Here is a 22590-nt window from a genome sequence, read left to right as displayed (position 1 = left end):
CACCAATGGAGCTGATCATTGCCGATGACGCCTACCGCCGACTTCGGCGATACGGCGAAGCGCCTCCGAAAAACCAACGACACGATTGCCGGTGCAGACTGGTATGGGCGGTCGATTGAGCGGGAAAACACGCTCTTCGTCGATCTTGATGTGACCGAGACGCAGACACTCGGCGTTGCCATGCCTCAGCGGGCCATCGCCACCTTACCGTGACGGCGCCACCTCGGCCAGATCAGCAGCCAGCCGACCAGAACCAGGTTCACCAAGTTCCACAGGAAGCCGTGCAGGAAGGCAAGCCGGTAAGATTGCGTGGCATCATAGATGAAACCCGAGGCCAGGCCTCCGCAGGCCATGCCAAGCACGGTCGCCATCATCACCAGACTGATGCGCGTGCCGGCCTCGCGCGGCGGCAGGAACTGGCGGATGATCACCGCATACATCGGCACGATGCCGCCCTGGAACAGGCCGAACAGGCCCGAGATCACCCATAGCGACGACAGGCTGTTGAAGATGAGGTAAAGCAGCAGCGCCAGCGCCTGCATGGCCGAGCCGGCCAGCAGCATCGGCCCGGCACCGATGCGATCGGCCAGCACGCCGGACGCAAGCCGGCTGACGACGCCGAGCCCCAGCATCAGGGCGATGATCTGGGTGCCGACGGCGACGCCGTAGCCGAGATCGCCGCAATAGGCGACGATATGGACCTGCGGCATCGACATCGCCATGCAGCAGGAAAAGCCGGCGATCACCAGGATCGTCTGGAGCGCACTGGCCGAAAGCCCGAGTTCGCCGCGCGCGGCCGCCGTGGCGGCCTCGGCGGCCGCGTAGGTAGTGGTGGCGGGCCGGCGGATGAGCGCAAGCGCCAGCGGTGCCATCACGGCCGGCACGAACAAGCCGATGCCGACATGGGTCGCGCGCCAGCCGTAGGCGGACTGAAAATGCTCGATCACCAGCGGCCAGACCGCACCGGCGAGATAGCTGCCGGAGGCCGCAAAGGCAACCGCCAGCGCCCGGCGCTTGCGGAACCAATGCGAGAGATCGGAGATCAACGGCGCGAAGCCCGCCGCCGAACCGAGGCCGATCACCGCCGCAAGCGCGGCGAATTGCCAGATACTGGTGGTGAACGCTGTGAGCACATAGCCCGCGCACAGCAGCGCCGCACCGATCAGCACCGGCACGACGATGCCACGCCGGTCGGCGAGGCGCCCCATCAGGACGCCGCCGACGGCAAAGCCCAGCATCGTGCAGGTATAGGGCAGGGACGCCCCGCCACGCAGCGTATCGAACTCCACCTGCAGCGTCGGCAGGACGACCACGACCGACCAGTTGCCGACGCAGGCGACCGTCCCGAGGACGAGGGTGAGAACGAGGCGCAGCCAGGCATAGGCCGAATCGACGCCTTCAGACCCGCCGGGCTTGTAGCGGATGGCTCCATCCTGCGGCTGACTGACCATTCGTCCTCCTCATTCCCCGCGCCGGGTTCCCGCGCGATCGTGCGCGGTGATTCTCGCCGATCTGAAAGGCATCTTCCCGTCGCGGCTCGAAGTTTTTAACGCCCCATTGCGGAGGATCGGAATCGGCGAACGCGATCAGGCAGACGCCGAAACGGGAAGCACCACCGTGCCGGCGCTCCTGCCCGCGGCGAACTCCACCTCGACGCCATAGACTAATGGTATCTCTATCGAGGGCGAATTTGTTGACAAACCCCATACCGCATACTCAATTCAAGAAGCGGTATGGATTTGCCGCAAAAGCGTGATTGCATCAGGAATCAGCAATTCATTGTTGTCTGACACATATATCCGGACAGGCGGGAATATCCGGGAATATCCGGGAACTCGCGATAATTCAGGGGGTTAAGGGAGAACCGAGCGCGATTGTCGATTCCGGATCGCAACAGTGGAAACGAGGAAAATCGCGGCGCAGGCGATAGTATCGTTAAAAATGCCCCGGGCTTCAAGGGAGGCCTCAAAAATCGTCGAAAGGCGTTCGAGGCGTCTTCAAACCATTGAAAAACATAGATTGGAGATGGCGGGGCGGCGGTGCCAGATGCGCTCGGCGGCGGGCCGAAACTGCAGCAAATTCCAATTTGAGGTTTCTCACCTTGAGAAACCTTGCCGCTGAAACCACACTAAAGCGCTGAAAACAATGGATAAACCTTGAAAAACGGCATCATTTTCAGTCGCCTCAAGGTTTCTCCTGCCCCGGCCGCTCGACGAGGCTTTCGCGCCAGTTGCCGGTGAAGGCGAAATCGGGGGCCTTGATCATCTCAGCATGCCAGAAATCGGTAAAGGCTGCGACGTCCGGCGTGCAATACCAGTGCGCCTTACCATCGGCATCGACGGCCCACCAGCGGGCGCTCTTCGGCGCAAGCCTCCAGTTGATTTCCGCCATTTACTATACCCCAAGTTTCAGATTGAGATCGGCGCGGCCGGCATTAACGTCCCATTAAGGAACAGCCATAGGGTGGTCGACTTCACAAGGATGAAGCCGAGGGTTTGCCGGTGCCCGGCTCAGCGACAGCCTCCCGCAGGCGGGCTTTCAAATCGTCGACCAGGACGGGAATGACGGCGTCCACGATCCGGGCCTGACGGATATCCGAGACCTCCTGCAGGAGGGAATTGTACAGATTGCCGGCCTCGACCGCGATACTGTCCTCATCGGGCACCAGGTGCCCGGCATCCTTGTAGGCAAGCCTCGCAGCGCGGTGGAGCCTGCGAAGCAACTGCGGATCGACGGCGACAGCCGGCGCAGGTGCCTTCGACGGATCGTCGAATATTTCTCCCTCACCTGTAATCAGCCACGACAGACTTACACCATACTTCGTGCGGAACCCAGAAAGAGCCGAGGCTTCGGGTTTTCGATCACCTCGCTCATAGTAGCCCAGCATTGGCTCCGTGAGGCCTACACTTTCAGCAAAAACCGCTCGCTGATTAGGGAACCCCAGCTTCTCTCGAATTTGGATGAGCCGGTCGCCCAGCGGTGTTTTCGACGGCTTCGTTTTTTTCCCCAACGGTCATTGATCTCACAATTTGGTATTTACAATCTACCAATTTGTGATATCCCTTTCCCATAAATACGGACCAAATCACCTTTGAAAAGGGAGGCTTTGCAGAGCCTCCCCGTCCAATACGAGGAATCCTTATGCACCCTGACCGCATCGCGGGCAAGGCCGCGAAAGCGCGCCTTGACGAGGCCACCCGCGTCAAGAACAGGCTCGACGAGCTCGGCTTCTCCCTGCTCGATGTCGACAGGCGCTTCAACCTGCCCCGCGGCACGGCCGGAACGACGCTGCGCGAACCGAACGCGGCCGGGGAGCGGGCCATCGCGGCCCTGCTCAAAACGCGCCCTCACCTCATCTGGCGTTCCCGCTATCACGCGGACGGCCGGCGCAAGAGCCCGCAGCCCTCCGAGAACTACCAGCGCTTCACGAAACGGGACCGCCGCCAGGCCGCCGAGGCGGCAATCGGCGGGGAGGCAGCCTAATGCGTGGCGCCGACAAGAACGCTGCTCTGGCCTTGCGCGGTACGAACCGCAGGACCTCCACCGGTCCCGGCCGTCAGACCCGCTCCGCCGACGCCACATCCGGACAATCGCAGAGGGCGACCGCTGCCGATAGGGCAAAACATGCGGCCAAAATCGACGTCGTTCCTTTTGTGCCTTCGCACTCGGCGTTCTGCCGCAGGGCGGAGGCGCTGCTGCTTTGCGGGGTGCCCTTCGCCTCGCTGGCGGCGGTGCTCGCCATCGTCCTGCAGAGGGCGATGTGATGGGGCACGCCTCGGACTTCGACCCCTTCAATCGGTTCTCTGCGCCGGTGGTGGCCGCTTACGTTTCGAGTTTGCTAGTTTCAGCTGGCTGCGAAGAAACTCTGCGCTCTCTAGTTTGTGGAGTTCTTCCAGCACCTGTCCCTCTTTCCAGTCAGAAACGTCTAGCCATTCACGCAGACGGGACAGGCCAATTTCTGCGTCACCAACATCGCCAAGCGCGCCGACGTAGTCAGCAGCCAAAATTCCGTGGAGGCTCTCAATGATGCCTAGCAGCCTCGCTCGGTCGATCGAGCCTTTGTCGATGAGTGCGAGAGCAACCGCTGCGATCGCCATCTGCTGCCCGTCCAGCATGGATTGCGTAGCCAAAATCAGCTCGTCCGTTTCTTCATCCATTTCAATCGTCTCCAAGTGGTCGCTTCGCTTGGGGATGCCAGGCGCCAGGTCGGGTTGCCGCCCCACCTGGCGCCGCCAGCTTGTCATGAGTCTCGCGGCACAACCAAAGGGAGTTTTTGTTTTGCGTAATCCCTATTCCGAAGACGAACGGCTGACGGCGATGGTGAGCGCCACCTTCCGCGCCACCCGCTCGCACTTCAACCACCTGCCGATCCGGTTTCTCATCGACCCACCCGTCGAGCTTTTCGACGCGAAGCTCGCGCGGCAGATCACGATCCACATCCTCAATGTCGAGTTCGACATCCCGCGCCGCCGGCTGACAAAGCTCATCGGCGTCGGGCGGGCGATGGTGCTGCAGTCGATCCGCACGGTCGACACGCGCCGGCTGGAACCCGTCTTCGAGCGGGCCTACGAGCGCATCGCCGCGCGGGCCAGGGACAATTTCATGACGGCCTTGGCCGAAGACGCGGAGGCCGCATAGGCATGGCCGAACTCATCCGACTGAAACTGAAAGACCTCTTCCGCGGCGAGCGCCTGCGCCCGGTGGACATGGACGTAGCGGCCGCCATCGGCGCATCCTTCGAGGAGCGCGGGCAGATTTCACCTATCACGGTGCGCCGCACGCCCGCGAAGAACAAGGGCGCCACGCCCTTCACCCTGATCGTAGGCGGGCACCGCTGCGCCGCCGCCGACATTATCGGTTGGGAGGAGTTGGACGCGCTCGTGGTGCAGGCGGACGGCGCCGAGGCGCAGATGATGGAGATTGCTGAGAACCTCTATCGCAACGAGCTTTCCGCCCTCGACCGCGCCATCTTCGTGCTGAAATACCGTGAGCTTTGGGAAGATCAGCACGGAAAGATCGAGAAAAACAGTGATCGTGACCCGAAGGGGCATTATGCCCCTTCGGTATTCTCCAACGGACGCGAGCTTGCAAAGAGCGTTCAAGAGCGCCTCGGCTTCAGTCCCGACAAGTATAAGCGCGCCAACCGCATCGGCCAGAACCTGCACCCGATCCTACGCGCGGCCGTGCGCGGCACGGAAGCGGAGACGGACCAGTCGAAGCTCCTGAAGCTTGCAAAGCTGCCGGCCGACGACCAGCTGCGCATCGCCGCCGCGCTGAAGGAAAAGCCGGACCTGAAGCTGGCGCTCTCCTGGCTGAAGCCGGAGAAGCCGGCGGTCGACCTGCAGGCGGCGCTCCTGAACAAGCTCATCGCCGCCTGGGATGGCGCCAGCGAGCAGACGCGGCACGAATTCCTCGTCCATATCGGCGTCGAGCCGGATACCGGCCTTGCCGACCTCATGGGCGAGATCAAGCGGGAAGGGAAAGCGGCATGACAAAGCCCGACCCCGCCCAGGCCGATTTCTTCGCCGAGCCGGTCTATCCGACCCGCTCGCCCGTCGAGCGGATCGACATCGCGCGTTTCCGCAGCCGCCTGCGGCGCGAGATGGCCCGCGCCATCCGCGAATGCCCCTTCGACCGCCCGACGATCGCGGCCCGCATGGCGACCTATCTCGGCCTGCCCTCCATCTCCAAGGCCTCGCTCGACGCCTATACGGCCGAAAGCAAGGAAGGCCACGACGTCAGTTTGGTGCGGTTCAAGGCCTTCGTGCGGGCGACGGGCGCCGTGTGGCTTTGGGACGTCATCGTTTCCGAGGACGGCCTTCTCCTGCTTCAGGGCGACGAGGCACGGCTCGCGGAAGTCGAGCGGCTCCGCCAGGAGCAACGGGCCATCACCGCCGAGATCCGCAAGCTGACGGCGACGCCCGTCCGCATCCGGCGCGGAGAACGCTGATGGCCGGGAAAATCTCCATTATCGGACAGATCGCCGAGGTCGACCGGGAAATCGCCGAGCGGCAGAAGCTCTATCCACGCCTGGTGCGCGAGGGCCGGATGAAGGAAGAGCAGCGCGTCATGCTCATGGACCGCATCATCGCGATCCGGGCCACGCTGATGTTCTGCCGCGAACACGAGGCCGACATTCGTGCCTGGATGGCCGAGAAGAAGGGCGGCCGGGTATGAAGGAGTGGTTCACCCTCGCGGAGCTTGCCGCCGCGAAGCTGCCCGGCCTGCCGGCAGCGGTGCCAAGCCTCGCCAGGATCGTCATCCGCGAGGGATGGCGCCTGAACACGACAAAATGCCGGAAGCTCTCAGGCCGGGATGGTGGCGGCGGCTACGAGTACCACTATTCCCTGCTGCCCGAGGCGGCGCGCTCGAAGCTTGCCTTTCTCGAAGCCGCACCCGCCATCCCCGAAAAGGCGGATTCAAACCTGCTTTGGCGGCGCTTCGAAGCCCTGACGGATGCGCAGCGCGCCGTCTGCCAGAGGCGTCTCGACGTGCTGACCGCCTGGGACGGCATGCGCGCGGCCGGTATCAGCGCCAGGCAGGCCACGGCCTTCTGCGAAGACAAGTTCGAGATCGCCCGCTCGTCGCTCTACGAATGGCGAAAGAAGGTCGAGGGAAAGGCGCGGCAGGACTGGCTTGCCGCGCTGGCCCCAGAGAGCGCAGCCGCGAACGGCGAGGAGACACAGACGGCGGAATGCCATCCCGACGCCTGGGATGTGCTTGCCTCCGACTATCTGCGGCCAGAGGGGGCGACGTTCTCCTCCTGCTACCGCCGCATGGTCGAGGTTGCAAAGGAGAAGGGCTGGGCGCCGATCCCCGCCGAGTGGGCCCTGCGCCGGCGAATGAACGTCAAGGTTCCCCGCGCCGTACAGATCCTCGCCCGCAAGGGCAAGGAGGAGGCGCGCAAGCTCCTCCCCGCCCAGCAGCGCTCGGTCGCCCATCTGATGGCGATGCAGTATGTCAATACGGACGGTCACAAGCTCGACCTGCATGTGCAGTTCCCCGGGCGCGACAAGCCGACCCGCGTCTATCTCATGGCGACGCAGGACCTCTATTCGCGCAAGATCCTCTCATGGACGTTGACCGAGGCCGAGACCTGGGAGGCGGTCCGCACCATCGTCGGCCGGATGGTCGAGGAACACGGCATTCCCGAGCGTCTCTACATGGACAACGGAAAGGCCTTCGCCTCGAAGAAGATATCGGGAAAGACAGGACGCCGTTTCCGTTTCAAGATCACGGAGGACGAGGTCTCGGGCCTCCTGAAGACGCTCGGCATCGAGGGCCGCTTCGTGAAGCCCTATTCCGGCCGATCCAAGCCGATCGAGCGCGCCTGGCGCGACCTCGCCGAGGAAATCTGCAAACATCCCGACATGGCCGGCGCCTATACGGGGCGCAGTCCGGCGCACAAGCCGGAGAACTACGGCAAGTGGGCCGTGCCGATCGAGCAGCTCGAAAAGCACGTCGCCGCCCGGATCGCCGAACACAATGCCCGCATCGGCCGCGAGACCGAGACCGCCAGGGGCCGCAGCTTCGACGCCACCTTCGCGGAGAGCATGGCCGATCCGGCAAACCTCGTGCGCTTCGCCAGCCCCATGCAGCGGTCCCTTTGGATGCTCACCGCCGAGACCGTGACCGCACGCAAGCCCGCAGGCGCCGTCCATCTCTTCGGCAACCGCTACCACGCGCGCGAGCTGAACGAGTGGATCGGCAGGAAGCTGACGGTGCGTTTCGATCCTTCCGATCTGCACGGGACGGTCAAGGTCTACGACAAGGACGATCGGTTTATCTGCGACGCTGCCTGCGTCGCCAAGACCGGCTTCGACTGCCAGGCGTCCGCCCGAGAGACAGCCCGTGCGGAGAGCGCGGCCGCGAAGTCCCTGAAGGCGCAGAAGGACGCTGCGCGCCGGCTCGGCGACGTGCAGTTGAAGGAGTTGATGAGGCGCGGCGAGCGCGCCGACGCCCCGGCGCCGAAAACCGCCCGGCCGAAGGTCACGCGCCTCATCACGCGCCGGCAGGCCGCTCCGGTCGAGACGATCGACGCGCATCAATACCAGGACAATTTAAGCCGGGGGCTCGCGCGCCTGGCAGGCGGCGACGCCGCCATCCTCCCATTCCCGCAAGGGGATCGACCGGCAGCTATCGCGCCGGGCCGCAAGCACAGGGCCGAGAAGTAGTGCGTTCGGTTCCAAAAAAAATAGCGGGCCAAAAGGCCCGCACCAATGAAACAGAAGGAACCCTAAATGAAAAAGCCTATGAACACAATTCCGGAATGGAAGTTTCCCGCCCCGGCGCAGGACTTCGTATCCAAGCACGGTCCCGCCGAGATCGAGCGGTGGCGGAAGCTGCTTTCCCGCGTCATCGACGTCGCCCGCGAACACGGCTGGAACAAGGCCGAGGTCAGCCGCCGTACCGGCGTGAAAGACGGCACCTTCAGCCAATGGTCCAACGGGAACTATCCGGGTGTGCTCGCCAACGTCAACGACGACGTCAACAACTGGCTGGATGCACTGGAGGAGAGCGCGGGCATCGCCGCCAGCCTGCCCGTATCGCCGAAGTTCATTCGCACGGCGACCGGCGCCGAGGTCTACAACGTTCTGCTCCAGTCGCAGCTTACCGCGGGTTTCACGATGGTCGTGCTGCCCTCCGGCGCGGGCAAGACGACCGCCGCGCGGCACTTCGTCGACACACGCCCGCATTGCTGGATCGCGACGGTGAGCCCCCATACGAAAACCGTCCACGGCATGCTGGTCGAGCTGGCGATGGAACTCGACGTGCACGAACACAATCCGGCCCGCCTCGTGCGGGCCATCGGCCGCAAGCTCCAACGGATCGGCGAAGGTTCGCTGCTCATCGTCGACGAGGCGCAGAATCTCGTTCCCGAGGCGATCAACCAGCTCCGGCACTTCGTAGACATTTACAAGTGCGGCGTCACCCTGATCGGTAACGAGGACACAGGCACGGCTTTCCTGAAGGATCGCGGCTCGATCGCCAGCCGCGCCCAGGTCCTGACGCGCTTCGACCTGCGCCTGGCGACGGAACGCGATCCTGCGGGAGACGCCCGTATGCTGATCGACGCCTGGGGGATCGAGGATGCCGATTGCGTCAGGTTCCTTTCGGGCATCGCTTCCAAGCCGGGCGCGCTGCGAAACATCGACCGCACGGTCCGGGCGGCCGCCGTGTCCGCCCTCGGTGCCGGCGAGGATATCTCGCTCAAGCACCTGACGGCGGCCTGGCGCAACCGCGACATGGGGGAACTGGCATGATGTCCCCCGTCTACGACACCACACTCAGCGCCACCATCATGAACGTGACCGGCAGCATCCTGCCGTACACCGCAGAAGGCAAGGCGCTGCCGGCCCACAAGGCGCGGGACATCGTCATCGAGCTTTCGCACGCCCTAAAGCTCGCCTCCCTCCTGGAGCGCGAGATCGCCATCCTTCGTTCCGGAGAAGCGAACGCAATCGCTCGCGCGCTCGAAAGCGAGGCGACGGCCGCCCTGGAAAGCAAGATCGTCCAGGTCGATTTCGACAAGGGGAGGAAGTCATGAACCTCGCCTCCCTCCTTTCCGACCACCTCGCAGATTTGCGGAGGACCGTTGTAGCGGCCCTCCAGCCGGGCCGCGCCGTCGGATACGGCGAGGCCCTTGTCATCGCCGGAAAGCTCAACACGGCCGTCGCACTCGCCCAGGAGATCGAGGAGGAGAACCGCATCCTCGAACATCGCCTCAGGGTCGGCAACGACGCTCTCAGAAACCGGAAGGCGGCAGCGGACATCACGGACGTCGGCACGAGCGACAACGTGACCGCCTTCCGGCCAACTCTCCCCCACCTCACGAAACGCTGAAGGATCTGCGCCATGGACACCTGCATTCTCGAAGAACAGCCCGAAACCGGCGTCGTCATCGTCAACGGCAAGGAATACATGCCGGACGCCAAGGGCGCCCTGGTGCCGCTTTCCCTCATCAAGCCGCAGGACAAGCTGCAGGACGAGGTGGTGCGCAAGATCATGGGGCATGCCATCGCGCTCAACGCACAGATCAGCCGCTTCCTCGGCTACAGCAATGTCGATCTCGGCGACCTCGACGCGCTTCTCGCGCAGGAATACGGCGCGAGGATCGGCGGCGTGAAGGGCAACCGGACCTATCAGACCTTCGACGGCCTCATGAAGGTCCAGGTGCAGGTTGCCGACCAGATCGATTTCGGGCCGGAGCTGCATATCGCCAAGAGCCTGATCGACGAGTGCCTCAACGAATGGTCGGCCGAGGCCCGGCCGGAAATCCAGTCAATCGTGACGCGTGCCTTCAATACCGACAAGGAGGGCAGGATCAACCGGGCCGAGATCTTCATGCTGCTACGCCAGGACATCGCCGACGAGCGCTGGCAGCGGGCCATGGACGCGATCCGCGATTCGATGCGCGTCACCGGCACCAAGCAGTACATGCGGTTCTATCGTCGCGATAGCGTCACCGAAGGGTGGCGCCCGGTGACGATCGACCTCGCCAAGGCGTGAGGGGCGGGACGATGGAGAAGATCTTCACCTTGCCTTCCGCCATCCGCGCCGAGGCGGCGCGGATGATCTGCGCATGGTCCAACCCGTTGATGTTCAGCCTTGCCGAACAGTTAGAGGCGATCGGCGTGCAGAAGGTGCTGGCCTGCCAGGTCGAAATCGGCGCCTTTATGACCTGCGCCGCTCGGGTGGGAATGCTTTCCGCCTGCAGCTTGGAAGGGCGGTCACCAAAACGCGAGTGGTGGATCGAGGCCACCGCCGAGGATTTTGACCGAGCCGTCGATTGGTTCGTCGGAAAGTTCCCCGATCAGGCGAACAAGCTCGGCTTGAGAGCCAGAAATGCCGCTATCGACGCGAGGTTTGTCCTGTGACCCGCGCCCTCGTCTCCGCGCGCGAAAGCGCTCTCCTGAAGCTGACGCGGTGCCCGTGCTGCGGCGCCGGCCGCGTCTCCTCCTCCGGCGGCCGGGCCGCGGCCGTCGCCTTTGCATGCAACGCTGTCTTCGGCCTCGACGCCAATGCCGAGGTCATGCCGATCAGCGTCTGCCCGTCCGGCTCCTACGTCGCCGCCCGCGCGCTCAACCAGCAGGCTCTCAAGGCCGTGCGGGAAATGGCAGGTGCGCCATGAACCGCGAAACCAATGCACCCCGCGCTCGATACGCGGCAGACCTCCTCAAGGTGGGCGTCCGTCTCCCATTGACGGTTTCCGACGAATGCCATGCGACGCTCGTCGATGCCGACGGCCGCGACGTTCTGACCGTCGACCTTCACCGCCAGCGCTCCGACGACGAAGCCTGCAAGATCGCTCTCTGGATTGCCCTGGCTGTTAACACCTGCGGTGGCTACGCCCTCGACACTTCCGGAAAGGATCAGGCATGAGCGTTTCTCGCGAAGAAGCGGTGCATTTCCTTGAATGCGCCACCCGCAACTGGGCGAATGTTCCCCCTTTGTCGGAAGACGACATTGGCGACGTTGCGAGCGAATTGCTGCGGTGGAGAATTGCCGCCGTCGAGACAGCCGATGCCAGCCGCATCGATGGAGGGCGTTTCGAGGCATGGACACTGATGGATTTTGCAGCTGAGTGCCGCGCACAATCCCGCGAGCAGCTTGATCCGGACTTCAGTCGCTTCATGGCCGAACTGGCGAAACGCCTCACCGCCCTATCCACGGGCGGGAGGCAGCCATGAGACAGATCGCTCCTCTCCAGCTCGGCGACCTCGTACCGGCGACTGCGCCCGGAACACCGCCGGAAATCGAGATCGTGCCGCCCGCGTCGCTCTTCATCGATCCGCGCTACCAACGCGACCTCTCCGAACGGTCGATCCGTCTCATCCGCAAAATCGTCTCGGAATGGGATTGGACGGCCTTCAAGCCGCCGGTCGTTGCGCGCGTCGACGAGCGGCTCGACGTGCTCGACGGCCAGCACACGGCGATCGCCGCGGTCACGCACGGCGGTATCCCGCTGATACCTGTGCTGGTCGTCGCAGCCCCGGAAGAGGAGAAGCGGGCCGGGGCGTTCGTTCGGCATAACCGCGACCGCATCTCCGTGACGCCGACGCAGCTCCATTCCGCCCTCGTCGCCGCCGGTGACGAGGACGCGATGACGATCGCCCAAGTCTGCGAGCGAGCGGGTGTCACCATCCTCAAGAACCCACCGCCGTACTCCCGCTTTCGCCCGGGCGACACGATGGCGATCTCCACCATCGCCAGCCTGGTGAGCCGGCGCTACGCGGTAGGCGCCCGCCGTGTTCTGGACATTTGCGTGAGATCGGGTGCCGCACCCGTTTCCGCCCACATGATCCGAGGCGTCGAATGCCTTGTTTTCGCGAAAGAGTATGCGGGCGAGATCGACGACGACCGCATTTCGCTGATCATCAGGGTGAAAGGGGAGGAGCTGGAAAGGGAGGCCAAGCGCTTCGCGATCGAGCGCAAGGTTCCCTTCTGGCGCGCTTACGCCTCCGTCCTCTTCATGAACAGGAGGAAGGCCCGTGGATGACCTCATTCAGGCACAGCAGGACGAGATTGAGGTTCTGCGTCAGCGTGTGAGGGAGCTGGAAGCTCTCCTCGTTCCCGACGATGTCAACATTCCGGTCGAGTGGAGCCTCACCAACGCCGAACGGCGCGTCTTCGCCGCTTTGACAGTGCGCGACATCGTCACCAAGGACATGCTCTACCAAGCGCTCTATGGCGACCGGCTCCTCTTCGGGGAGTCTCCTGCGAGCTCCGTCGTCGAGAGCCACGTAAGCAAACTTCGGGCCAAGGTGGGACCGTTCGGTGTCGTGATCACCGGTGAGCGTTTCGTGGGCTATCGGCTTGCCGATCGGCAAAGCTATCGCCGAAAGGCGGCCAGCCATGGATGAAATGGTCGCAGCCCTGATCGCCAAGAACGAGAGCCTCGCCGAACGCGTCCGCCAGTTGGAGGAATTGCTCGTGGCCGAGTGGCATCCCCCGGTCGAGTGGGGGCTGACGCCGACCGAAAGCCGGCTGGTCGGCGCCCTGATGAAGAGGGAACTCGCCACAAAGAGCTACCTGATGTCCGTGCTCTACAGCGACCGGATGGAGGAACCCGAAGAGAAGATCGTCGATGTCCTCGTCTGCAAAATCCGCCGCAAGCTTCAGCTCCACGGTGTCGCTATCGAGACCGTCTGGGGCCAGGGCTACAGGCTCAAAGACAGGGAAAACCGCGCATGACGGCCACGGCTCGCAAATGCCGCGAGTGCGGCATCGACCATATCGAACCCGGGATGGAGATCGACGGTCAGCCCCTCTGCTGGCACGATAACGACCTTTGCTCTCGATGTGCCGATTACCTGCACGAGCAGCTCGTGAAGGATGCCGCCCGCTATCGCCACCTGCGCGACCGCCAGACGCGGGCGATCGACATTGCCTGCGGGGGGATATTCGCCGGCCAGATACCGGAAAACCGGATTCTCGGCGGCGAGGACCTGGATCGCGCGATCGACCGCGAGATGGGCGTCGACGTTCCGACCGTCGAGCCGCTGGAGCGCCGGCTGGCAACTTGCCTCGCAGCCTGCATCGACACGCCGCTGCTGACCGGCCGGGACGAGGTCGGTGGCTTTTCGTCTCCGCTGGAAATCCGGCTCGGCTTTTTCCGGCCCGAGATCTCGGAGCAGGCGGCAACCTTGCTTGAGGAGGCGGGACTGTGAGCACCGCAATTCGTGCCATCCATACCGGCTTCCGCCAACTCGGCATCACCGAGGACGATGACAAGCGGTCGCTCTATGTCCGCGTGACGGGCGAGCCGCGGCTGTCGCTGATGAAGCCGGCCCAGCAGGACGCCGTGCTGGCGGAGCTGCGCCGGCTCGGCTTTGCCTCGGCCGACGCTCGGCCGGCCGGCCGACGCCAGCTCACCGGCAAATACGCGAAAAAATTGCAGGCGCTCTGGATCGCCGGTTGGAACCTCGGCGTCATCCACGACCGCGACGACAGGGCCATGCTTGGCTTCGTCAAGGATCAGACCGGCGTCGACGATACGCGCTTCCTCCACGACCCGGCCGATGGCCGCGCCGCCGTCGAGGGGCTCAAGGCGTGGCTGAAGCGGGAGGCGGGTGTCCGGTTCGGCACGACCTGCGGCCAGGAGTGGCTCGCAGCCGATGGCGCCAAGATCGCCTGGGCGCAATGGCGCATCCTCCATCCGGGCGTCGATCTGATCCTGCGCCGCGGTTTCGACGAGGTCGTCTATTCGATCCTCGGCGTTCGCCGTGCGTGGCTCGGCGATCTGAAGCCCAAGGACTGGCAGGCAGTCATGAACGCGCTCGGCGAAGAGGTCCGCGCGGCGAAGAAGGGAAAGCGGACATGACCAGGCCAGTGCAAAAAATCGACACGAAGGGGATCGCCGAGGTCCTCGCCACCGGCATGAAGCTCAAGAGCGTGATGAACAAGAAGGGCCTGAAGCGCGCCCGCTGCGTCTGCCCGCGCTGCGGTGGCACCATCCGGGCCACGCTTGCCGGCGCGCGCAATCACTTGCACATGGCCTGCGACGGCGGTTGCGGCATGCAGATGATGGAGTGAGGCATGTCGGACATCTCCACCCTGCAGGCTATCATCGACGATGCCGAGCGGACCGTTGCGGCTGCCCAGGAGGAACTTGCGTCGGCCGCGGCCATCCTCGCCCACAGGGTGGGCCCGCTGGCCGCCGCGCACCGGCTTGCGGAGCTGGCGCTGGAGTTTCACGAGCTCGCCGCGCAGGAGGTCCCGACGCCGTGACCTCCAGCGCCCGCCAGTCCAGTGCCGTGATGCAGTCCCGCACATCGCCAAAGGATGCGCTGGACTATTTCCCGACGCCGCCCTGGGCGGCGCGCGCGCCTCTGCACGAGCTTCTGTTGCCCCTCGGCCTCGACCTTGGCCGAAAGCGCGTGCGCGACCCGGCCGCCGGCGGCGGGCACCTGCTCGGACCGCTCGGCGAGGTGTTCGGCGCTGTCGACTATTCGGACGTCGCGGATTGGGGGATCAATCCGCCGATCCGCGATTTTCTCTTCGAGACGCCGGCGACGCTGGCAGCCGATGGCATAGAGCGGCCGGACTGGATCATTACCAACCCGCCCTTCAACGTGGCCTCCACCTTCTTCGAGCGGGCCATAACGATCGCGGCCGAGGGCGTGGCCTTCTTCTGCCGGCTCGGTTTCCTTGCCGGGCAGGACCGCTACACCAGCATCTACCGGCCGCAGCCGGTCACCTATCTCTGCGCGTTCGCCGAGCGTGTCTCGCTCATCGAGGGCGCTTGGGACCCGGAGGCTTCCAGCGCGACGGACTACGCCTGGTTCGTGTGGATCAAGGGCATGGCGCCGCAGCCCGTCTTCCACCTGCCGCCCGGGATGGCGCGGAAATATTCCCGCATCGAGGATCTCGCGCTTGCCACGCCGGGCGAGGCCGCCCGCCGCGCGAAACTGCGCAAGCAGGGCGAAAGGCCCGATCATTTCGGGGGGCTGTTCGGATGACTCCTCCCGTCCAGGTCACCGACCATGCCGTCCTGCGCTACCTGGAGCGCGCCCACGGGCTTGATGTGGAGGCGATCCGCCGTCACATCGCCGGCCAGTGCGCGACCGGTGCGCAGCTCGGCGCGATCGGCGTCGTGGTCGAGCACGTCAAGTTCGTCCTCGCCACCAGGGACGGAGACACCACCGTCATCACCGCGCTCAAGGCCACGTGGCCGACGCGCCCAGGAGGTGGCAGATGACGACGCTGCCCCATATCGTGACTGAGCATGCGTCAGTTTCTGACGACCACATCACGGTAGATGTTCTCAGGGTCCGCGAGCCCCTTGAGAACACTGGCGCAGGCCCATGCCGATATCTGCCTGTCATCCCGTCCTTCGTATTCCAGAAGTTTGAATTCTCGCTCCATTTTGAGCGAACCGCTGGACCAGTGTTCATCGAGGTCGGCGTTCCTCCGCGGGTCCGGCATCTCCTCACTCTGCAAGAACGCCGCGAGACGGTCTTCGTCGATAGAAAAGTCTCCGCATCTAGCAGTCAAAGCGGCCAAGATACCAAGGCCGCTGGAGATGATCTCCGCCCGCGATCGGGTTTCCTCCGCCGCTTCCGTTGCCGTGATCGAGAGGACGAGGGTGCAGGCGACAACGGCGATTCTCATCGATCATTCTCTCGGCTTGCAAACGGAGTACTCAACTAATGACGACTCCGCTTCCGCTTTTCAACTGGCAGCTCCAGGCAGAGCACGAGCGGGCACTGCAGGATCGCGAGCGCCTACGCGAGCGGATAGCGAGACTCCGCCCTCATGCCCACAAGCGGATCTCGCTCGAAGAGCGGCTGCGCGTGCTGACGCTACGTCTCATCGTCCTGGAGACGCAACTGGGTGGAGGCCGGCATGGCCGACCTCACTAACGAGCTGCTGGACATTCTCGGCGAAGCCGATTTCGTGACGCTGGTCGAGCACTATGGCGGGCTGCGCCTGTTCGTGCCCGGCGACATCGCCAGATCCGAGCTGACCACCATCGTCGGTTCCGACATCGCCACCCGGCTTTCCAAGCGATATCCAGGCGGATATATACGGGTTCCGCTCGCCCGCGAGCTCCGGGCCGGCCGGTATAGGCAGGCCGGCATGAGCAACCGCGACATCGCCAAGGCGCTCGGTTGCACGGAAAGCTCGGTCGACAAGATTGTTCGGCGTGGGAAAAGGCGCTCACCCAAGGCCTTTGCAAGGCCGAAGGACCCGCGACAAACCAGTCTTCTCGATCTGCTCGGCGACGAAGAATAGCCACATGCCCGCCATGGCGGGCATGAACCCTGCACCCTCTGCGAGGGTAGTTTGCCTCCGATGCCGCCCATCTGCGGGCGCTTCCTCCCGGAGGTTTTCTCATGGATTTCGTTATCTGGCTGCAGACCCGGCTCAAGGAGCTCGGCTACTACAAGGCCGAGATCGACGGTGACTGGGGCGCCCTGTCCGTCGCCGCGCTCAAGCAGTTCCAGATCGCCTACGGCCTGCCGGCCACCTGCGTTTCCGACGCAGCCACCATCGCCGCTCTCAAAGCCGCCGTCGCCAAGGGCGTGCCGGCCGCGCCGGCGCCCGCCGAGACGATGCCGCCCTGGATGGCGGAGATGCACCGCCGCATGGGGCTGCACGAGGTGCGGGACAACAAGACGCTCGCCGAATGGCTGCGCTTCGGCCGGTTCCTGGGCAACCCGGCGAAGCTACCCTGGTGCGGCGACGCGATCGAGACCTGCATCGCCAAGACCCTGCCGAGCGAGCCCGTACCGTCCAATCCCTTCTGGGCGCAGGCCTGGAATACCTTCGGCGTCGACGTGAAGGACCCGATCGTCGGCTCGATCGGCGTGATCCGGTGGGATCCGTCCTCGGGCCACGTCGGCATCGTCGCCGGCTTCACCGGCTCGACCGTCCATCTGCTCGGTGGCAACCAGTCCAACGCCATCACCGTCGCAACCTTCGCACGCTCGGATTTCATCGGGTGGCGCTGGCCACGGTCCTATCCCGTCAAGGCCTATCCGGCCCTCAAGGGCTCCGCCGTCAAGATCTCCGGCGCAGCCGCAACCCGGTAGAAAGGAAAGCGCACATGCGCGACCTCTTCCTGATCCACGTCCTTCCACTTCTCATCGACCTGCTCTTGCCGGTGCTGATCGGCTTCGTCCTGGTCACGTTTCGGCGCTATGCCGGCGTCCAAATTGAAGGCAAGCATATGGCGACGCTTCAGAGCGCGCTCGGCAATGCGGCCAAGCTGATGCTTGCCGGCGGCTCGATCGACGAGGCGGTGATCTATGTCCGCAAGGCGGCTCCGGATGCGCTCGACGCGTTCGGGATCAGCACCCGACAGCGAATCGAAGAGCTGCTGCGGCCTCACATGGCGGCCCTCAAGGTGCTGTGATGCGGATCGCAGCCCTTCTCGTCGTGGCGGCGATGATATTCGCCGCCACGCTCGTCCTGACATTCGCGCCGGATACCTTCCCATGAATTTCGATATCGCGACCGCCACGCCGATCGTCGCCTTTGTGCTTTCCCTCATCGCACTCGGCACGCAGGTCCGATCCATCCTGTCGTCAGGCGAGAAGAAGCTCGACGAGCGCTTGACGAAGGCCGAGAGCAAGCTCGTCGAATACGACCGCCGCGTCCAGACGCTTGAGAGCGAGATGCGCCACATGCCGGACCGGGACACGGCGCACCGCCTGGAACTGACGATGGAGAAGATCTCCGGCCGCCTCGACACGCTCGACGAGCGGCTGAAGCCGATCGCCGCGACCAGCGGCCGGCTGCAGGAATTCCTGCTGGAACAGGCGCAGAAGTGAGCTTGGAGAGCATCATGGAAGAAGAAGCCCGTCTCGCCATCCTCAGGGAACTCGCCAACGAGGACAACAAGGCCATGTCGTCGGCCAGGATGCAGAAGATCCTGCTGACGAAGCTCTGGATCGACAAGCCGCGTGAGTGGGTGGAAGTCCAGTACCTCTACCTGCGCGACATGAACGCCGTCACCCTGCTGCAGGCGGATACCGTCAAGATCGCCCGACTGGCGGAGCGGGGCGAATACCATCTCCAAGGCATCGTCACCATACCGGGCGTGCAGCCCCCCAGCGCTCGCGATCGGGTGTAGCATGGCCAGGGGGCGCGGCCGTCTCACCGCAATCGATATGCTGCCGGACGAGTGCGACGATATCGTTGCCTGGGCCCAGCAGGAGTTGGCCGGCCGCGAACGTTCACAGGTCGATATCTACGGCGATTTCAAGGAGAAGCTGATCGCGCTCCAGGGCGAGCAGGGCCTTGCCTTCGACATCCCTTCGTTTTCTGCGTTCAACCGCTATTCGATCCGCCTGGCCATGCTCTCGCGCCGGCTGGAGCAGACCCGCGAGATCGCCGCCACCCTGTCGGATCGGATGGATGCGGCCGGGTCCGACGATCTCACCCTGATCGCGGCCGAGGCGATCAAGACGCTCATCTTCGAAGTGCTCCAGTCGAGCGGCGAGGCAGGGATCAGCCCGAAGGGCGCGATGGAGCTGGCGAACGCGCTGCGCGCCGCATCGGCCGCGCAGATCACGTCGTCGAACCGCCGTCTGAAACTGGAGGCAGCACAGAAGGCCAAACAGATCGAGGCCGACATGAAGGCCAAGGCGGAGGCGGCGCTCGACCTGCTGGAAAGCGAACCCGGCGTCTCCAAGGCAGCGATCAAGCGTGCCCGCGAGAAGTTCCTCGGCGTCCGCCCGAAGAAAAAGAAGGTGGAGAGTGGCGATGACTGAGCTGCCGCGAGGCGAATGGCGTGATCCTCCGGTCATGGCGATGGATCCGGAGGAACTGCCGGCCGAGCTGCCGCGCGGCGCCGACATCCCGGACGATCTCGATCCGCTGGCCGAAGGCGTCCTGATGGCGCACCAGGCTGAGTGGATCGGCGACGACAGCACCTTGAAGATCTGCGCGAAGGGGCGACGTACCGGCATCACCTTCGCCGAGGCGCTCGACTGCACCCTGATCGCCGCAGCGCAGCGCTCGGCCGGCGGGCAGAACGTCTTCTACATTCCCGACACCAAACCCAAGGGCCGCGAGTTCATCGGCTATGCGGCGCATTTCGCGAAGACGGTGGCCGGCGAGCTGCTCACGATCGAGGACGGTATCTTTTTCGACCAGAAGGCCGACGGGTCGACGAAAGCGATTTCCAGCTACATCATCCGCTTCGCCTCGGGTTTTCGCATCGAGGCGCTCTCGTCCAGGCCGGAGAACATCCGCGGCCTGCAGGGCACCGTCGTCATCGACGAGGCGGCCTTCCACCGCGACGTCCGAGATGTCATCGATGCCGTGGGCGCGCTCCTCATCTGGGGCGGCAAAATCCGCATCATCTCGTCCCACAACGGCGTTTCCAATCCCTTCAACGAGCTGATCAAGGAGGCCGAGGCCGGGAAGAACGGCTTCAAGGTCCACACCTACAGCTTCCACGATGCGGTCCGCAACGGCCTCTACCGGCGCGTCTGCCTGATGAAGGGCGAAGACTGGAGCGCGGAGAAGGAACAGGCGTGGGAGGCGGAGATCCGCAGCGCCTACGGCAACCGAACCGCCAAGATGCGCCAGGAGCTGGACGCCATCCCGGCCGAAGCCGAGGGCGCGGCGCTGACGCGGGTACTGATCGAGAGCTGCATGTCGGCAGACATTCCCGTCATCCGGTGGGATCGGCCGGACGAATTCAAGGACTTGGAGGATTTCGAGCGCGAAGAACAGGCGCTGGAGTTTTGTGAAACGGTTTTGAGACCACTTCTAGACCGTCTCGATCCGGAGCGTGAGCACTGCCTGGGAGGAGACTTTGCGCGTAAGGGCGACAAGACGGCCTTCATGCCCGCCGAGATCGGCACGGACCTTGTCCGCCGCGCATGCTTCATTCTGGAGCTGAAGAACGTCCCTTTCGATCAGCAGCGCGACATCCTCTTCTACATCGTCGATCGTCTGCCGCGCTTGATGGGCGGTGCGCTCGATGCCACGGGCAACGGTGCCTTCCTCGCGGAGAAAGCACGCCAGCGTTACGGCGAGTGCATCGTCGAGGTGTGGCTGAGCCAGAAATGGTATTCGCTGAATATGCCGGCCTATATCGAGGCCTTCAGCGACAAGACCATCCTCTTGCCGCGGGATGCCGATGTGCTCGCTGACCATCAGGGGCTTGCCTATGTCAAGGGCATCATCAGAGTGCCCGACGATCACAGGACTGTTGGAGCTGATGGATACGAGCGGCACGGCGACACCGCGCCCGCCGGCGCGCTGATGTATTTCGCGAGCAATCAGGACTTCATCGCCTACGCCTACGAAACCACGCGAGCAGCCGCAGCGCAGGCAGAAGCCGCCCGCCGGCGTCACGATGACGAGCCCCGCCGGTCGGTCGACGTCTACCTGAGAGGATCGCTGTGATGGCGTCGCTGCGCGACTGGCTGAACCACATCGTCAACGCGTCGAGCCTGAAGGAGATGATCGCCGGACCGAAGATCGGCGGCGTTCGCCAGGTGATCTCCGGGCACCCGGCAGAAGGGCTGACGCCGCAGAGGCTGGCCTCGATCCTGCGCGCTGCGGCCCAGGGCGAGCCGGAGGCATATTTCGAGCTCGCCGAGGACATCGAGGAGCGCGACCTGCACTATGCGGCCGTAATGGCGACCCGAAAGCGTTCGGTGGCGCAGCTGCCGATCACGGTGAAGGCCGCCTCCGACAAGCCGGAGCACAAGAAGCACGCCGAGCTCGTGCAGACGTGGATCGACAGCGGCGTGTTGCGCGCCTCGCTCTTCGACATGCTGGATGCGATCGGCAAGGGCATCTCCGTCATGGAGATCGACTGGCAGGCGCAGGGCGGCCATCTCCTGCCGCGCAAGCTGATCTGGCGGACGCCGCGCTGGTTCACCTTCGATCCCGATGACGGCGAGACCGTCCTGCTCCGCGAGGGTGCTTCGGGCGTACCGCTGCTACCGCACAAGTTCATCGTCCACCGCCACAAGACGAAGTCAGGTCTCACCATCCGCAGCGGCATCGCCCGCGTCGCGCTGTGGGCATGGATGTTCAAGAGCTTCACGACGAAGGACTGGGCGATCTTCGTCCAGAACTACGGCCAGCCGATCCGAATCGGCAAGTACGGCCGCGGGGCGACGGAGGCGGAGAAGGACGTCCTCTGGCGGGCGGTCACGGGCATCGCCGGGGACTGCGCCGCCATCGTTCCCCGCGAGATGCTGATCGAGTTCCACGAGGTCGGATCGAAGAGCAGCTCCACCGACATGTTCGAACGGCGCGCCGATTGGCTCGATCGGCAGGTGTCCAAGCTCGTGTTAGGCCAGACGACGACGACGGATGCGATCTCGGGCGGACACGCCGTCAGCCAGGAGCACCGCCTGGTACAGGAGGACATCGAGCGGGCAGACGCCGGCGATGTCGCCGGCAGCGTCAACGAGCAGGTGGTGTACAATATCGTCGCATTCAATTTCGGGCCGCAGGATGCCTATCCTACTGTCCATATCGGCCGGCCGGACGAGGTGCCGCTCGACAAGTTCGCCGATGCATTCGCCAAGCTGGCGCCGCAGGGCCTGACCGCGTCTGCGAGCTACCTGCGCGACCGGATGGGCATCCCGGCCCCGAAAAAGGGCGACGAGCTGGTGGGCGGGAAAGCGCCGTCGGCCGCAGCTACCGGCGGCGATGGGGGCGAACCACCGAAGCCCAAGGACGAGACGGCCCGCCAGGCCCTCGATCGACTGTTCTCGGAGCCGAGGCTCTCGCTCCATGCCTCCGCCGATCCGGACCCCGTCGATCGTCTCACCGCCCGCCTCGAGGAAGAGGCGGCGGACGCTATGGACGGCCTGGTCGGAGAGGTCCGCGCCGCGTTGATGGCGGCGACCGACCTGCGCGACGCGGCCGGCCGGCTGGCGGCGCTGGACCTGTCGGCCGACGAACTCGCCGAGGCGATGGCCCGCGGCATGGCGCTCGCCCATCTCGCCGGCCAGGCGAGCCTCATGGACGAGCTAAAAAAAAAGGCCATAGAAGCGTCCACACGGCGCGCCTGACGCCCCCGGACGGGGCATCAACCGTCCGCCCCCCTGAAAGCCTCTCCACGGGCTTCAAACCATCTTCAAAATCGATCCGGGGTTTCCTTGCTCG

Annotated in this window: 38 protein-coding genes; 33 read left to right on the top strand and 5 right to left on the bottom strand. The window is 64.5% G+C overall.

Annotated features, from left to right (window positions below):
* The first annotated feature begins 24 nt into the window (after positions 1-24).
* Positions 25-213, top strand: a complete 189-nt coding sequence (locus tag NNZ72_RS19600; protein WP_257317237.1) for a hypothetical protein — start codon at positions 25-27, stop codon at positions 211-213.
* Here the strand turns inward: NNZ72_RS19600 and NNZ72_RS19595 are convergent.
* The 3 genes from NNZ72_RS19595 to NNZ72_RS19585 all read right to left on the bottom strand — a co-directional run bounded on the left by NNZ72_RS19595 (position 186) and on the right by NNZ72_RS19585 (position 2887).
* Positions 186-1451, bottom strand: coding sequence for an MFS transporter (locus NNZ72_RS19595; protein ID WP_257317236.1), 1266 nt, complete (start codon positions 1449-1451; stop codon positions 186-188). The genes NNZ72_RS19600 and NNZ72_RS19595 overlap by 28 nt on opposite strands.
* Positions 1452-2184: 733 nt before the next feature.
* Positions 2185-2391 carry a hypothetical protein gene (locus NNZ72_RS19590; RefSeq protein WP_257317235.1) on the bottom strand — a complete coding sequence of 69 codons (207 nt, stop codon included), beginning with the start codon at positions 2389-2391 and terminating at the stop codon, positions 2185-2187.
* Positions 2392-2473: 82 nt separating this feature from the next.
* Entirely contained in the window at positions 2474-2887 is a 414-nt protein-coding gene (locus NNZ72_RS19585; RefSeq protein WP_257317234.1) for a transcriptional regulator, read from the bottom strand.
* A gap of 254 nt (positions 2888-3141) precedes the next feature.
* Between NNZ72_RS19585 and NNZ72_RS19580 the strand changes: the two genes are divergently transcribed.
* Together NNZ72_RS19580 and NNZ72_RS19575 are read left to right on the top strand one after the other, a co-directional pair.
* Positions 3142-3483 carry a helix-turn-helix domain-containing protein gene (locus tag NNZ72_RS19580; protein ID WP_257317232.1) on the top strand — a complete coding sequence of 114 codons (342 nt, stop codon included), beginning with the start codon at positions 3142-3144 and terminating at the stop codon, positions 3481-3483.
* The gene (locus tag NNZ72_RS19575) at positions 3483-3764 is read left to right on the top strand and encodes a hypothetical protein (protein ID WP_257317231.1); all 282 of its coding nucleotides are present in this window, start codon (positions 3483-3485) and stop codon (positions 3762-3764) included. Before NNZ72_RS19580 ends, NNZ72_RS19575 begins: the two co-directional genes overlap by 1 nt.
* 27 nt (positions 3765-3791) lie before the next feature.
* Here NNZ72_RS19575 and NNZ72_RS19570 read toward each other — a convergent pair whose 3' ends face one another.
* Positions 3792-4172 (bottom strand): hypothetical protein, encoded by a 381-nt coding sequence (locus NNZ72_RS19570; RefSeq protein ID WP_257317230.1) that lies wholly within the window; start codon positions 4170-4172, stop codon positions 3792-3794.
* 106 nt (positions 4173-4278) lie between these two features.
* On the opposite strand from NNZ72_RS19570, the gene NNZ72_RS19565 reads away from it, so the two are divergent.
* The 22 genes from NNZ72_RS19565 to NNZ72_RS19460 all read left to right on the top strand — a co-directional run bounded on the left by NNZ72_RS19565 (position 4279) and on the right by NNZ72_RS19460 (position 15700).
* A complete protein-coding gene (locus tag NNZ72_RS19565) occupies positions 4279-4638 on the top strand; it encodes a hypothetical protein (RefSeq protein WP_257317227.1) in 360 nt (119 codons plus the stop codon).
* A 2-nt stretch (positions 4639-4640) separates the two neighbouring features.
* The gene (locus NNZ72_RS19560; protein ID WP_257317226.1) at positions 4641-5492 is read left to right on the top strand and encodes a ParB N-terminal domain-containing protein; all 852 of its coding nucleotides are present in this window, start codon (positions 4641-4643) and stop codon (positions 5490-5492) included.
* Entirely contained in the window at positions 5489-5950 is a 462-nt protein-coding gene (locus NNZ72_RS19555) for a hypothetical protein (protein ID WP_257317225.1), read from the top strand. The genes NNZ72_RS19560 and NNZ72_RS19555 overlap by 4 nt, the downstream gene beginning before the upstream one ends.
* Positions 5950-6177, top strand: coding sequence for a hypothetical protein (locus NNZ72_RS19550; RefSeq protein ID WP_257317224.1), 228 nt, complete (start codon positions 5950-5952; stop codon positions 6175-6177). Before NNZ72_RS19555 ends, NNZ72_RS19550 begins: the two co-directional genes overlap by 1 nt.
* The gene (locus NNZ72_RS19545) at positions 6174-8174 is read left to right on the top strand and encodes a transposase domain-containing protein (RefSeq protein WP_257317223.1); all 2001 of its coding nucleotides are present in this window, start codon (positions 6174-6176) and stop codon (positions 8172-8174) included. The genes NNZ72_RS19550 and NNZ72_RS19545 overlap by 4 nt, the downstream gene beginning before the upstream one ends.
* 78 nt (positions 8175-8252) lie before the next feature.
* Positions 8253-9263: an AAA family ATPase gene (locus tag NNZ72_RS19540; protein WP_257317222.1), complete on the top strand. Its 1011-nt coding sequence runs from the start codon at positions 8253-8255 to the stop codon at positions 9261-9263.
* Positions 9260-9547: a hypothetical protein gene (locus NNZ72_RS19535; RefSeq protein ID WP_257317221.1), complete on the top strand. Its 288-nt coding sequence runs from the start codon at positions 9260-9262 to the stop codon at positions 9545-9547. Before NNZ72_RS19540 ends, NNZ72_RS19535 begins: the two co-directional genes overlap by 4 nt.
* Positions 9544-9843: a hypothetical protein gene (locus tag NNZ72_RS19530; RefSeq protein ID WP_257317220.1), complete on the top strand. Its 300-nt coding sequence runs from the start codon at positions 9544-9546 to the stop codon at positions 9841-9843. Before NNZ72_RS19535 ends, NNZ72_RS19530 begins: the two co-directional genes overlap by 4 nt.
* 12 nt (positions 9844-9855) lie before the next feature.
* Positions 9856-10509, top strand: coding sequence for a DUF3164 family protein (locus NNZ72_RS19525; protein WP_257317219.1), 654 nt, complete (start codon positions 9856-9858; stop codon positions 10507-10509).
* 11 nt (positions 10510-10520) lie between these two features.
* Positions 10521-10877, top strand: coding sequence for a hypothetical protein (locus NNZ72_RS19520; protein WP_257317218.1), 357 nt, complete (start codon positions 10521-10523; stop codon positions 10875-10877).
* Positions 10874-11131 (top strand): hypothetical protein, encoded by a 258-nt coding sequence (locus NNZ72_RS19515; protein WP_257317217.1) that lies wholly within the window; start codon positions 10874-10876, stop codon positions 11129-11131. Before NNZ72_RS19520 ends, NNZ72_RS19515 begins: the two co-directional genes overlap by 4 nt.
* Positions 11128-11382 carry a hypothetical protein gene (locus NNZ72_RS19510; protein WP_257317216.1) on the top strand — a complete coding sequence of 85 codons (255 nt, stop codon included), beginning with the start codon at positions 11128-11130 and terminating at the stop codon, positions 11380-11382. Before NNZ72_RS19515 ends, NNZ72_RS19510 begins: the two co-directional genes overlap by 4 nt.
* A complete protein-coding gene (locus tag NNZ72_RS19505; protein WP_257317215.1) occupies positions 11379-11690 on the top strand; it encodes a hypothetical protein in 312 nt (103 codons plus the stop codon). The genes NNZ72_RS19510 and NNZ72_RS19505 overlap by 4 nt, the downstream gene beginning before the upstream one ends.
* Positions 11687-12499, top strand: a complete 813-nt coding sequence (locus NNZ72_RS19500) for a DUF6551 family protein (RefSeq protein ID WP_257317214.1) — start codon at positions 11687-11689, stop codon at positions 12497-12499. Before NNZ72_RS19505 ends, NNZ72_RS19500 begins: the two co-directional genes overlap by 4 nt.
* The gene (locus tag NNZ72_RS19495) at positions 12492-12863 is read left to right on the top strand and encodes a helix-turn-helix domain-containing protein (RefSeq protein WP_257317213.1); all 372 of its coding nucleotides are present in this window, start codon (positions 12492-12494) and stop codon (positions 12861-12863) included. The genes NNZ72_RS19500 and NNZ72_RS19495 overlap by 8 nt, the downstream gene beginning before the upstream one ends.
* Positions 12856-13194 (top strand): helix-turn-helix domain-containing protein, encoded by a 339-nt coding sequence (locus NNZ72_RS19490; protein ID WP_257317212.1) that lies wholly within the window; start codon positions 12856-12858, stop codon positions 13192-13194. Before NNZ72_RS19495 ends, NNZ72_RS19490 begins: the two co-directional genes overlap by 8 nt.
* Positions 13191-13670: a hypothetical protein gene (locus NNZ72_RS19485; protein WP_257317211.1), complete on the top strand. Its 480-nt coding sequence runs from the start codon at positions 13191-13193 to the stop codon at positions 13668-13670. Before NNZ72_RS19490 ends, NNZ72_RS19485 begins: the two co-directional genes overlap by 4 nt.
* Positions 13667-14323 (top strand): regulatory protein GemA, encoded by a 657-nt coding sequence (locus NNZ72_RS19480; protein ID WP_257317210.1) that lies wholly within the window; start codon positions 13667-13669, stop codon positions 14321-14323. Before NNZ72_RS19485 ends, NNZ72_RS19480 begins: the two co-directional genes overlap by 4 nt.
* A complete protein-coding gene (locus NNZ72_RS19475) occupies positions 14320-14535 on the top strand; it encodes a hypothetical protein (RefSeq protein WP_257317209.1) in 216 nt (71 codons plus the stop codon). The genes NNZ72_RS19480 and NNZ72_RS19475 overlap by 4 nt, the downstream gene beginning before the upstream one ends.
* 3 nt (positions 14536-14538) lie before the next feature.
* Positions 14539-14730, top strand: a complete 192-nt coding sequence (locus NNZ72_RS19470) for a hypothetical protein (RefSeq protein ID WP_257317207.1) — start codon at positions 14539-14541, stop codon at positions 14728-14730.
* A complete protein-coding gene (locus NNZ72_RS19465) occupies positions 14727-15461 on the top strand; it encodes an SAM-dependent DNA methyltransferase (RefSeq protein WP_257317206.1) in 735 nt (244 codons plus the stop codon). The genes NNZ72_RS19470 and NNZ72_RS19465 overlap by 4 nt, the downstream gene beginning before the upstream one ends.
* Positions 15458-15700 carry a hypothetical protein gene (locus NNZ72_RS19460; protein ID WP_257317205.1) on the top strand — a complete coding sequence of 81 codons (243 nt, stop codon included), beginning with the start codon at positions 15458-15460 and terminating at the stop codon, positions 15698-15700. The genes NNZ72_RS19465 and NNZ72_RS19460 overlap by 4 nt, the downstream gene beginning before the upstream one ends.
* A 32-nt stretch (positions 15701-15732) precedes the next feature.
* Here NNZ72_RS19460 and NNZ72_RS19455 read toward each other — a convergent pair whose 3' ends face one another.
* Positions 15733-16113: a hypothetical protein gene (locus tag NNZ72_RS19455; protein WP_257317204.1), complete on the bottom strand. Its 381-nt coding sequence runs from the start codon at positions 16111-16113 to the stop codon at positions 15733-15735.
* Positions 16114-16347: 234 nt separating this feature from the next.
* On the opposite strand from NNZ72_RS19455, the gene NNZ72_RS19450 reads away from it, so the two are divergent.
* From NNZ72_RS19450 to NNZ72_RS19415, 8 genes are all read left to right on the top strand, one after another.
* Complete coding sequence (locus NNZ72_RS19450) at positions 16348-16737, top strand: helix-turn-helix domain-containing protein (RefSeq protein ID WP_257317203.1); 390 nt, start codon at positions 16348-16350, stop codon at positions 16735-16737.
* 101 nt (positions 16738-16838) lie between these two features.
* The gene (locus tag NNZ72_RS19445; RefSeq protein WP_257317202.1) at positions 16839-17537 is read left to right on the top strand and encodes an NlpC/P60 family protein; all 699 of its coding nucleotides are present in this window, start codon (positions 16839-16841) and stop codon (positions 17535-17537) included.
* A 14-nt stretch (positions 17538-17551) separates the two neighbouring features.
* The gene (locus NNZ72_RS19440; RefSeq protein ID WP_257317201.1) at positions 17552-17860 is read left to right on the top strand and encodes a hypothetical protein; all 309 of its coding nucleotides are present in this window, start codon (positions 17552-17554) and stop codon (positions 17858-17860) included.
* A gap of 82 nt (positions 17861-17942) precedes the next feature.
* Complete coding sequence (locus NNZ72_RS19435; RefSeq protein WP_257317200.1) at positions 17943-18278, top strand: DUF2730 family protein; 336 nt, start codon at positions 17943-17945, stop codon at positions 18276-18278.
* Positions 18275-18580 carry a hypothetical protein gene (locus NNZ72_RS19430; RefSeq protein WP_257317199.1) on the top strand — a complete coding sequence of 102 codons (306 nt, stop codon included), beginning with the start codon at positions 18275-18277 and terminating at the stop codon, positions 18578-18580. Before NNZ72_RS19435 ends, NNZ72_RS19430 begins: the two co-directional genes overlap by 4 nt.
* A gap of 1 nt (position 18581) precedes the next feature.
* Positions 18582-19220: a phage protein Gp27 family protein gene (locus NNZ72_RS19425; protein WP_257317197.1), complete on the top strand. Its 639-nt coding sequence runs from the start codon at positions 18582-18584 to the stop codon at positions 19218-19220.
* A gap of 34 nt (positions 19221-19254) precedes the next feature.
* Positions 19255-20868 carry a hypothetical protein gene (locus NNZ72_RS19420; RefSeq protein ID WP_371747788.1) on the top strand — a complete coding sequence of 538 codons (1614 nt, stop codon included), beginning with the start codon at positions 19255-19257 and terminating at the stop codon, positions 20866-20868.
* The gene (locus tag NNZ72_RS19415; protein WP_257317195.1) at positions 20868-22496 is read left to right on the top strand and encodes a DUF935 domain-containing protein; all 1629 of its coding nucleotides are present in this window, start codon (positions 20868-20870) and stop codon (positions 22494-22496) included. The genes NNZ72_RS19420 and NNZ72_RS19415 overlap by 1 nt, the downstream gene beginning before the upstream one ends.
* Positions 22497-22590 lie beyond the last annotated feature (94 nt).

This window comes from Shinella pollutisoli (genome assembly GCF_024609765.1).
In the GTDB taxonomy this organism is placed as follows: Bacteria; Pseudomonadota; Alphaproteobacteria; order Rhizobiales; family Rhizobiaceae; genus Shinella; species Shinella pollutisoli.
The sequence above is the reverse complement of the archived record's forward strand: the minus strand, read 5'-3'. Positions and strand labels throughout refer to the sequence as shown.

What these genes read in the sequence shown, in the direction of transcription:
- NNZ72_RS19540 (WP_257317222.1), top strand. Translation starts at nt 8,253, where the DNA reads ATGAACACAATTCCGGAATGGAAGTTTCCCGCCCCGGCGCAGGACTTC.
- NNZ72_RS19415 (WP_257317195.1), top strand. Translation starts at nt 20,868, where the DNA reads ATGGCGTCGCTGCGCGACTGGCTGAACCACATCGTCAACGCGTCGAGC.
- NNZ72_RS19505 (WP_257317215.1), top strand. Translation starts at nt 11,379, where the DNA reads ATGAGCGTTTCTCGCGAAGAAGCGGTGCATTTCCTTGAATGCGCCACC.
- NNZ72_RS19585 (WP_257317234.1), bottom strand. Translation starts at nt 2,887, where the DNA reads ATGCTGGGCTACTATGAGCGAGGTGATCGAAAACCCGAAGCCTCGGCT.
- NNZ72_RS19545 (WP_257317223.1), top strand. Translation starts at nt 6,174, where the DNA reads ATGAAGGAGTGGTTCACCCTCGCGGAGCTTGCCGCCGCGAAGCTGCCC.
- NNZ72_RS19600 (WP_257317237.1), top strand. Translation starts at nt 25, where the DNA reads ATGACGCCTACCGCCGACTTCGGCGATACGGCGAAGCGCCTCCGAAAA.
- NNZ72_RS19485 (WP_257317211.1), top strand. Translation starts at nt 13,191, where the DNA reads ATGACGGCCACGGCTCGCAAATGCCGCGAGTGCGGCATCGACCATATC.
- NNZ72_RS19520 (WP_257317218.1), top strand. Translation starts at nt 10,521, where the DNA reads ATGGAGAAGATCTTCACCTTGCCTTCCGCCATCCGCGCCGAGGCGGCG.
- NNZ72_RS19460 (WP_257317205.1), top strand. Translation starts at nt 15,458, where the DNA reads ATGACTCCTCCCGTCCAGGTCACCGACCATGCCGTCCTGCGCTACCTG.
- NNZ72_RS19595 (WP_257317236.1), bottom strand. Translation starts at nt 1,451, where the DNA reads ATGGTCAGTCAGCCGCAGGATGGAGCCATCCGCTACAAGCCCGGCGGG.
- NNZ72_RS19530 (WP_257317220.1), top strand. Translation starts at nt 9,544, where the DNA reads ATGAACCTCGCCTCCCTCCTTTCCGACCACCTCGCAGATTTGCGGAGG.
- NNZ72_RS19425 (WP_257317197.1), top strand. Translation starts at nt 18,582, where the DNA reads ATGGCCAGGGGGCGCGGCCGTCTCACCGCAATCGATATGCTGCCGGAC.
- NNZ72_RS19435 (WP_257317200.1), top strand. Translation starts at nt 17,943, where the DNA reads ATGAATTTCGATATCGCGACCGCCACGCCGATCGTCGCCTTTGTGCTT.
- NNZ72_RS19535 (WP_257317221.1), top strand. Translation starts at nt 9,260, where the DNA reads ATGATGTCCCCCGTCTACGACACCACACTCAGCGCCACCATCATGAAC.
- NNZ72_RS19450 (WP_257317203.1), top strand. Translation starts at nt 16,348, where the DNA reads ATGGCCGACCTCACTAACGAGCTGCTGGACATTCTCGGCGAAGCCGAT.
- NNZ72_RS19455 (WP_257317204.1), bottom strand. Translation starts at nt 16,113, where the DNA reads ATGAGAATCGCCGTTGTCGCCTGCACCCTCGTCCTCTCGATCACGGCA.
- NNZ72_RS19525 (WP_257317219.1), top strand. Translation starts at nt 9,856, where the DNA reads ATGGACACCTGCATTCTCGAAGAACAGCCCGAAACCGGCGTCGTCATC.
- NNZ72_RS19490 (WP_257317212.1), top strand. Translation starts at nt 12,856, where the DNA reads ATGGATGAAATGGTCGCAGCCCTGATCGCCAAGAACGAGAGCCTCGCC.
- NNZ72_RS19590 (WP_257317235.1), bottom strand. Translation starts at nt 2,391, where the DNA reads ATGGCGGAAATCAACTGGAGGCTTGCGCCGAAGAGCGCCCGCTGGTGG.
- NNZ72_RS19510 (WP_257317216.1), top strand. Translation starts at nt 11,128, where the DNA reads ATGAACCGCGAAACCAATGCACCCCGCGCTCGATACGCGGCAGACCTC.
- NNZ72_RS19445 (WP_257317202.1), top strand. Translation starts at nt 16,839, where the DNA reads ATGGATTTCGTTATCTGGCTGCAGACCCGGCTCAAGGAGCTCGGCTAC.
- NNZ72_RS19580 (WP_257317232.1), top strand. Translation starts at nt 3,142, where the DNA reads ATGCACCCTGACCGCATCGCGGGCAAGGCCGCGAAAGCGCGCCTTGAC.
- NNZ72_RS19475 (WP_257317209.1), top strand. Translation starts at nt 14,320, where the DNA reads ATGACCAGGCCAGTGCAAAAAATCGACACGAAGGGGATCGCCGAGGTC.
- NNZ72_RS19555 (WP_257317225.1), top strand. Translation starts at nt 5,489, where the DNA reads ATGACAAAGCCCGACCCCGCCCAGGCCGATTTCTTCGCCGAGCCGGTC.
- NNZ72_RS19470 (WP_257317207.1), top strand. Translation starts at nt 14,539, where the DNA reads ATGTCGGACATCTCCACCCTGCAGGCTATCATCGACGATGCCGAGCGG.
- NNZ72_RS19420 (WP_371747788.1), top strand. Translation starts at nt 19,255, where the DNA reads ATGGCGATGGATCCGGAGGAACTGCCGGCCGAGCTGCCGCGCGGCGCC.
- NNZ72_RS19440 (WP_257317201.1), top strand. Translation starts at nt 17,552, where the DNA reads ATGCGCGACCTCTTCCTGATCCACGTCCTTCCACTTCTCATCGACCTG.
- NNZ72_RS19500 (WP_257317214.1), top strand. Translation starts at nt 11,687, where the DNA reads ATGAGACAGATCGCTCCTCTCCAGCTCGGCGACCTCGTACCGGCGACT.
- NNZ72_RS19575 (WP_257317231.1), top strand. Translation starts at nt 3,483, where the DNA reads ATGCGTGGCGCCGACAAGAACGCTGCTCTGGCCTTGCGCGGTACGAAC.
- NNZ72_RS19550 (WP_257317224.1), top strand. Translation starts at nt 5,950, where the DNA reads ATGGCCGGGAAAATCTCCATTATCGGACAGATCGCCGAGGTCGACCGG.
- NNZ72_RS19560 (WP_257317226.1), top strand. Translation starts at nt 4,641, where the DNA reads ATGGCCGAACTCATCCGACTGAAACTGAAAGACCTCTTCCGCGGCGAG.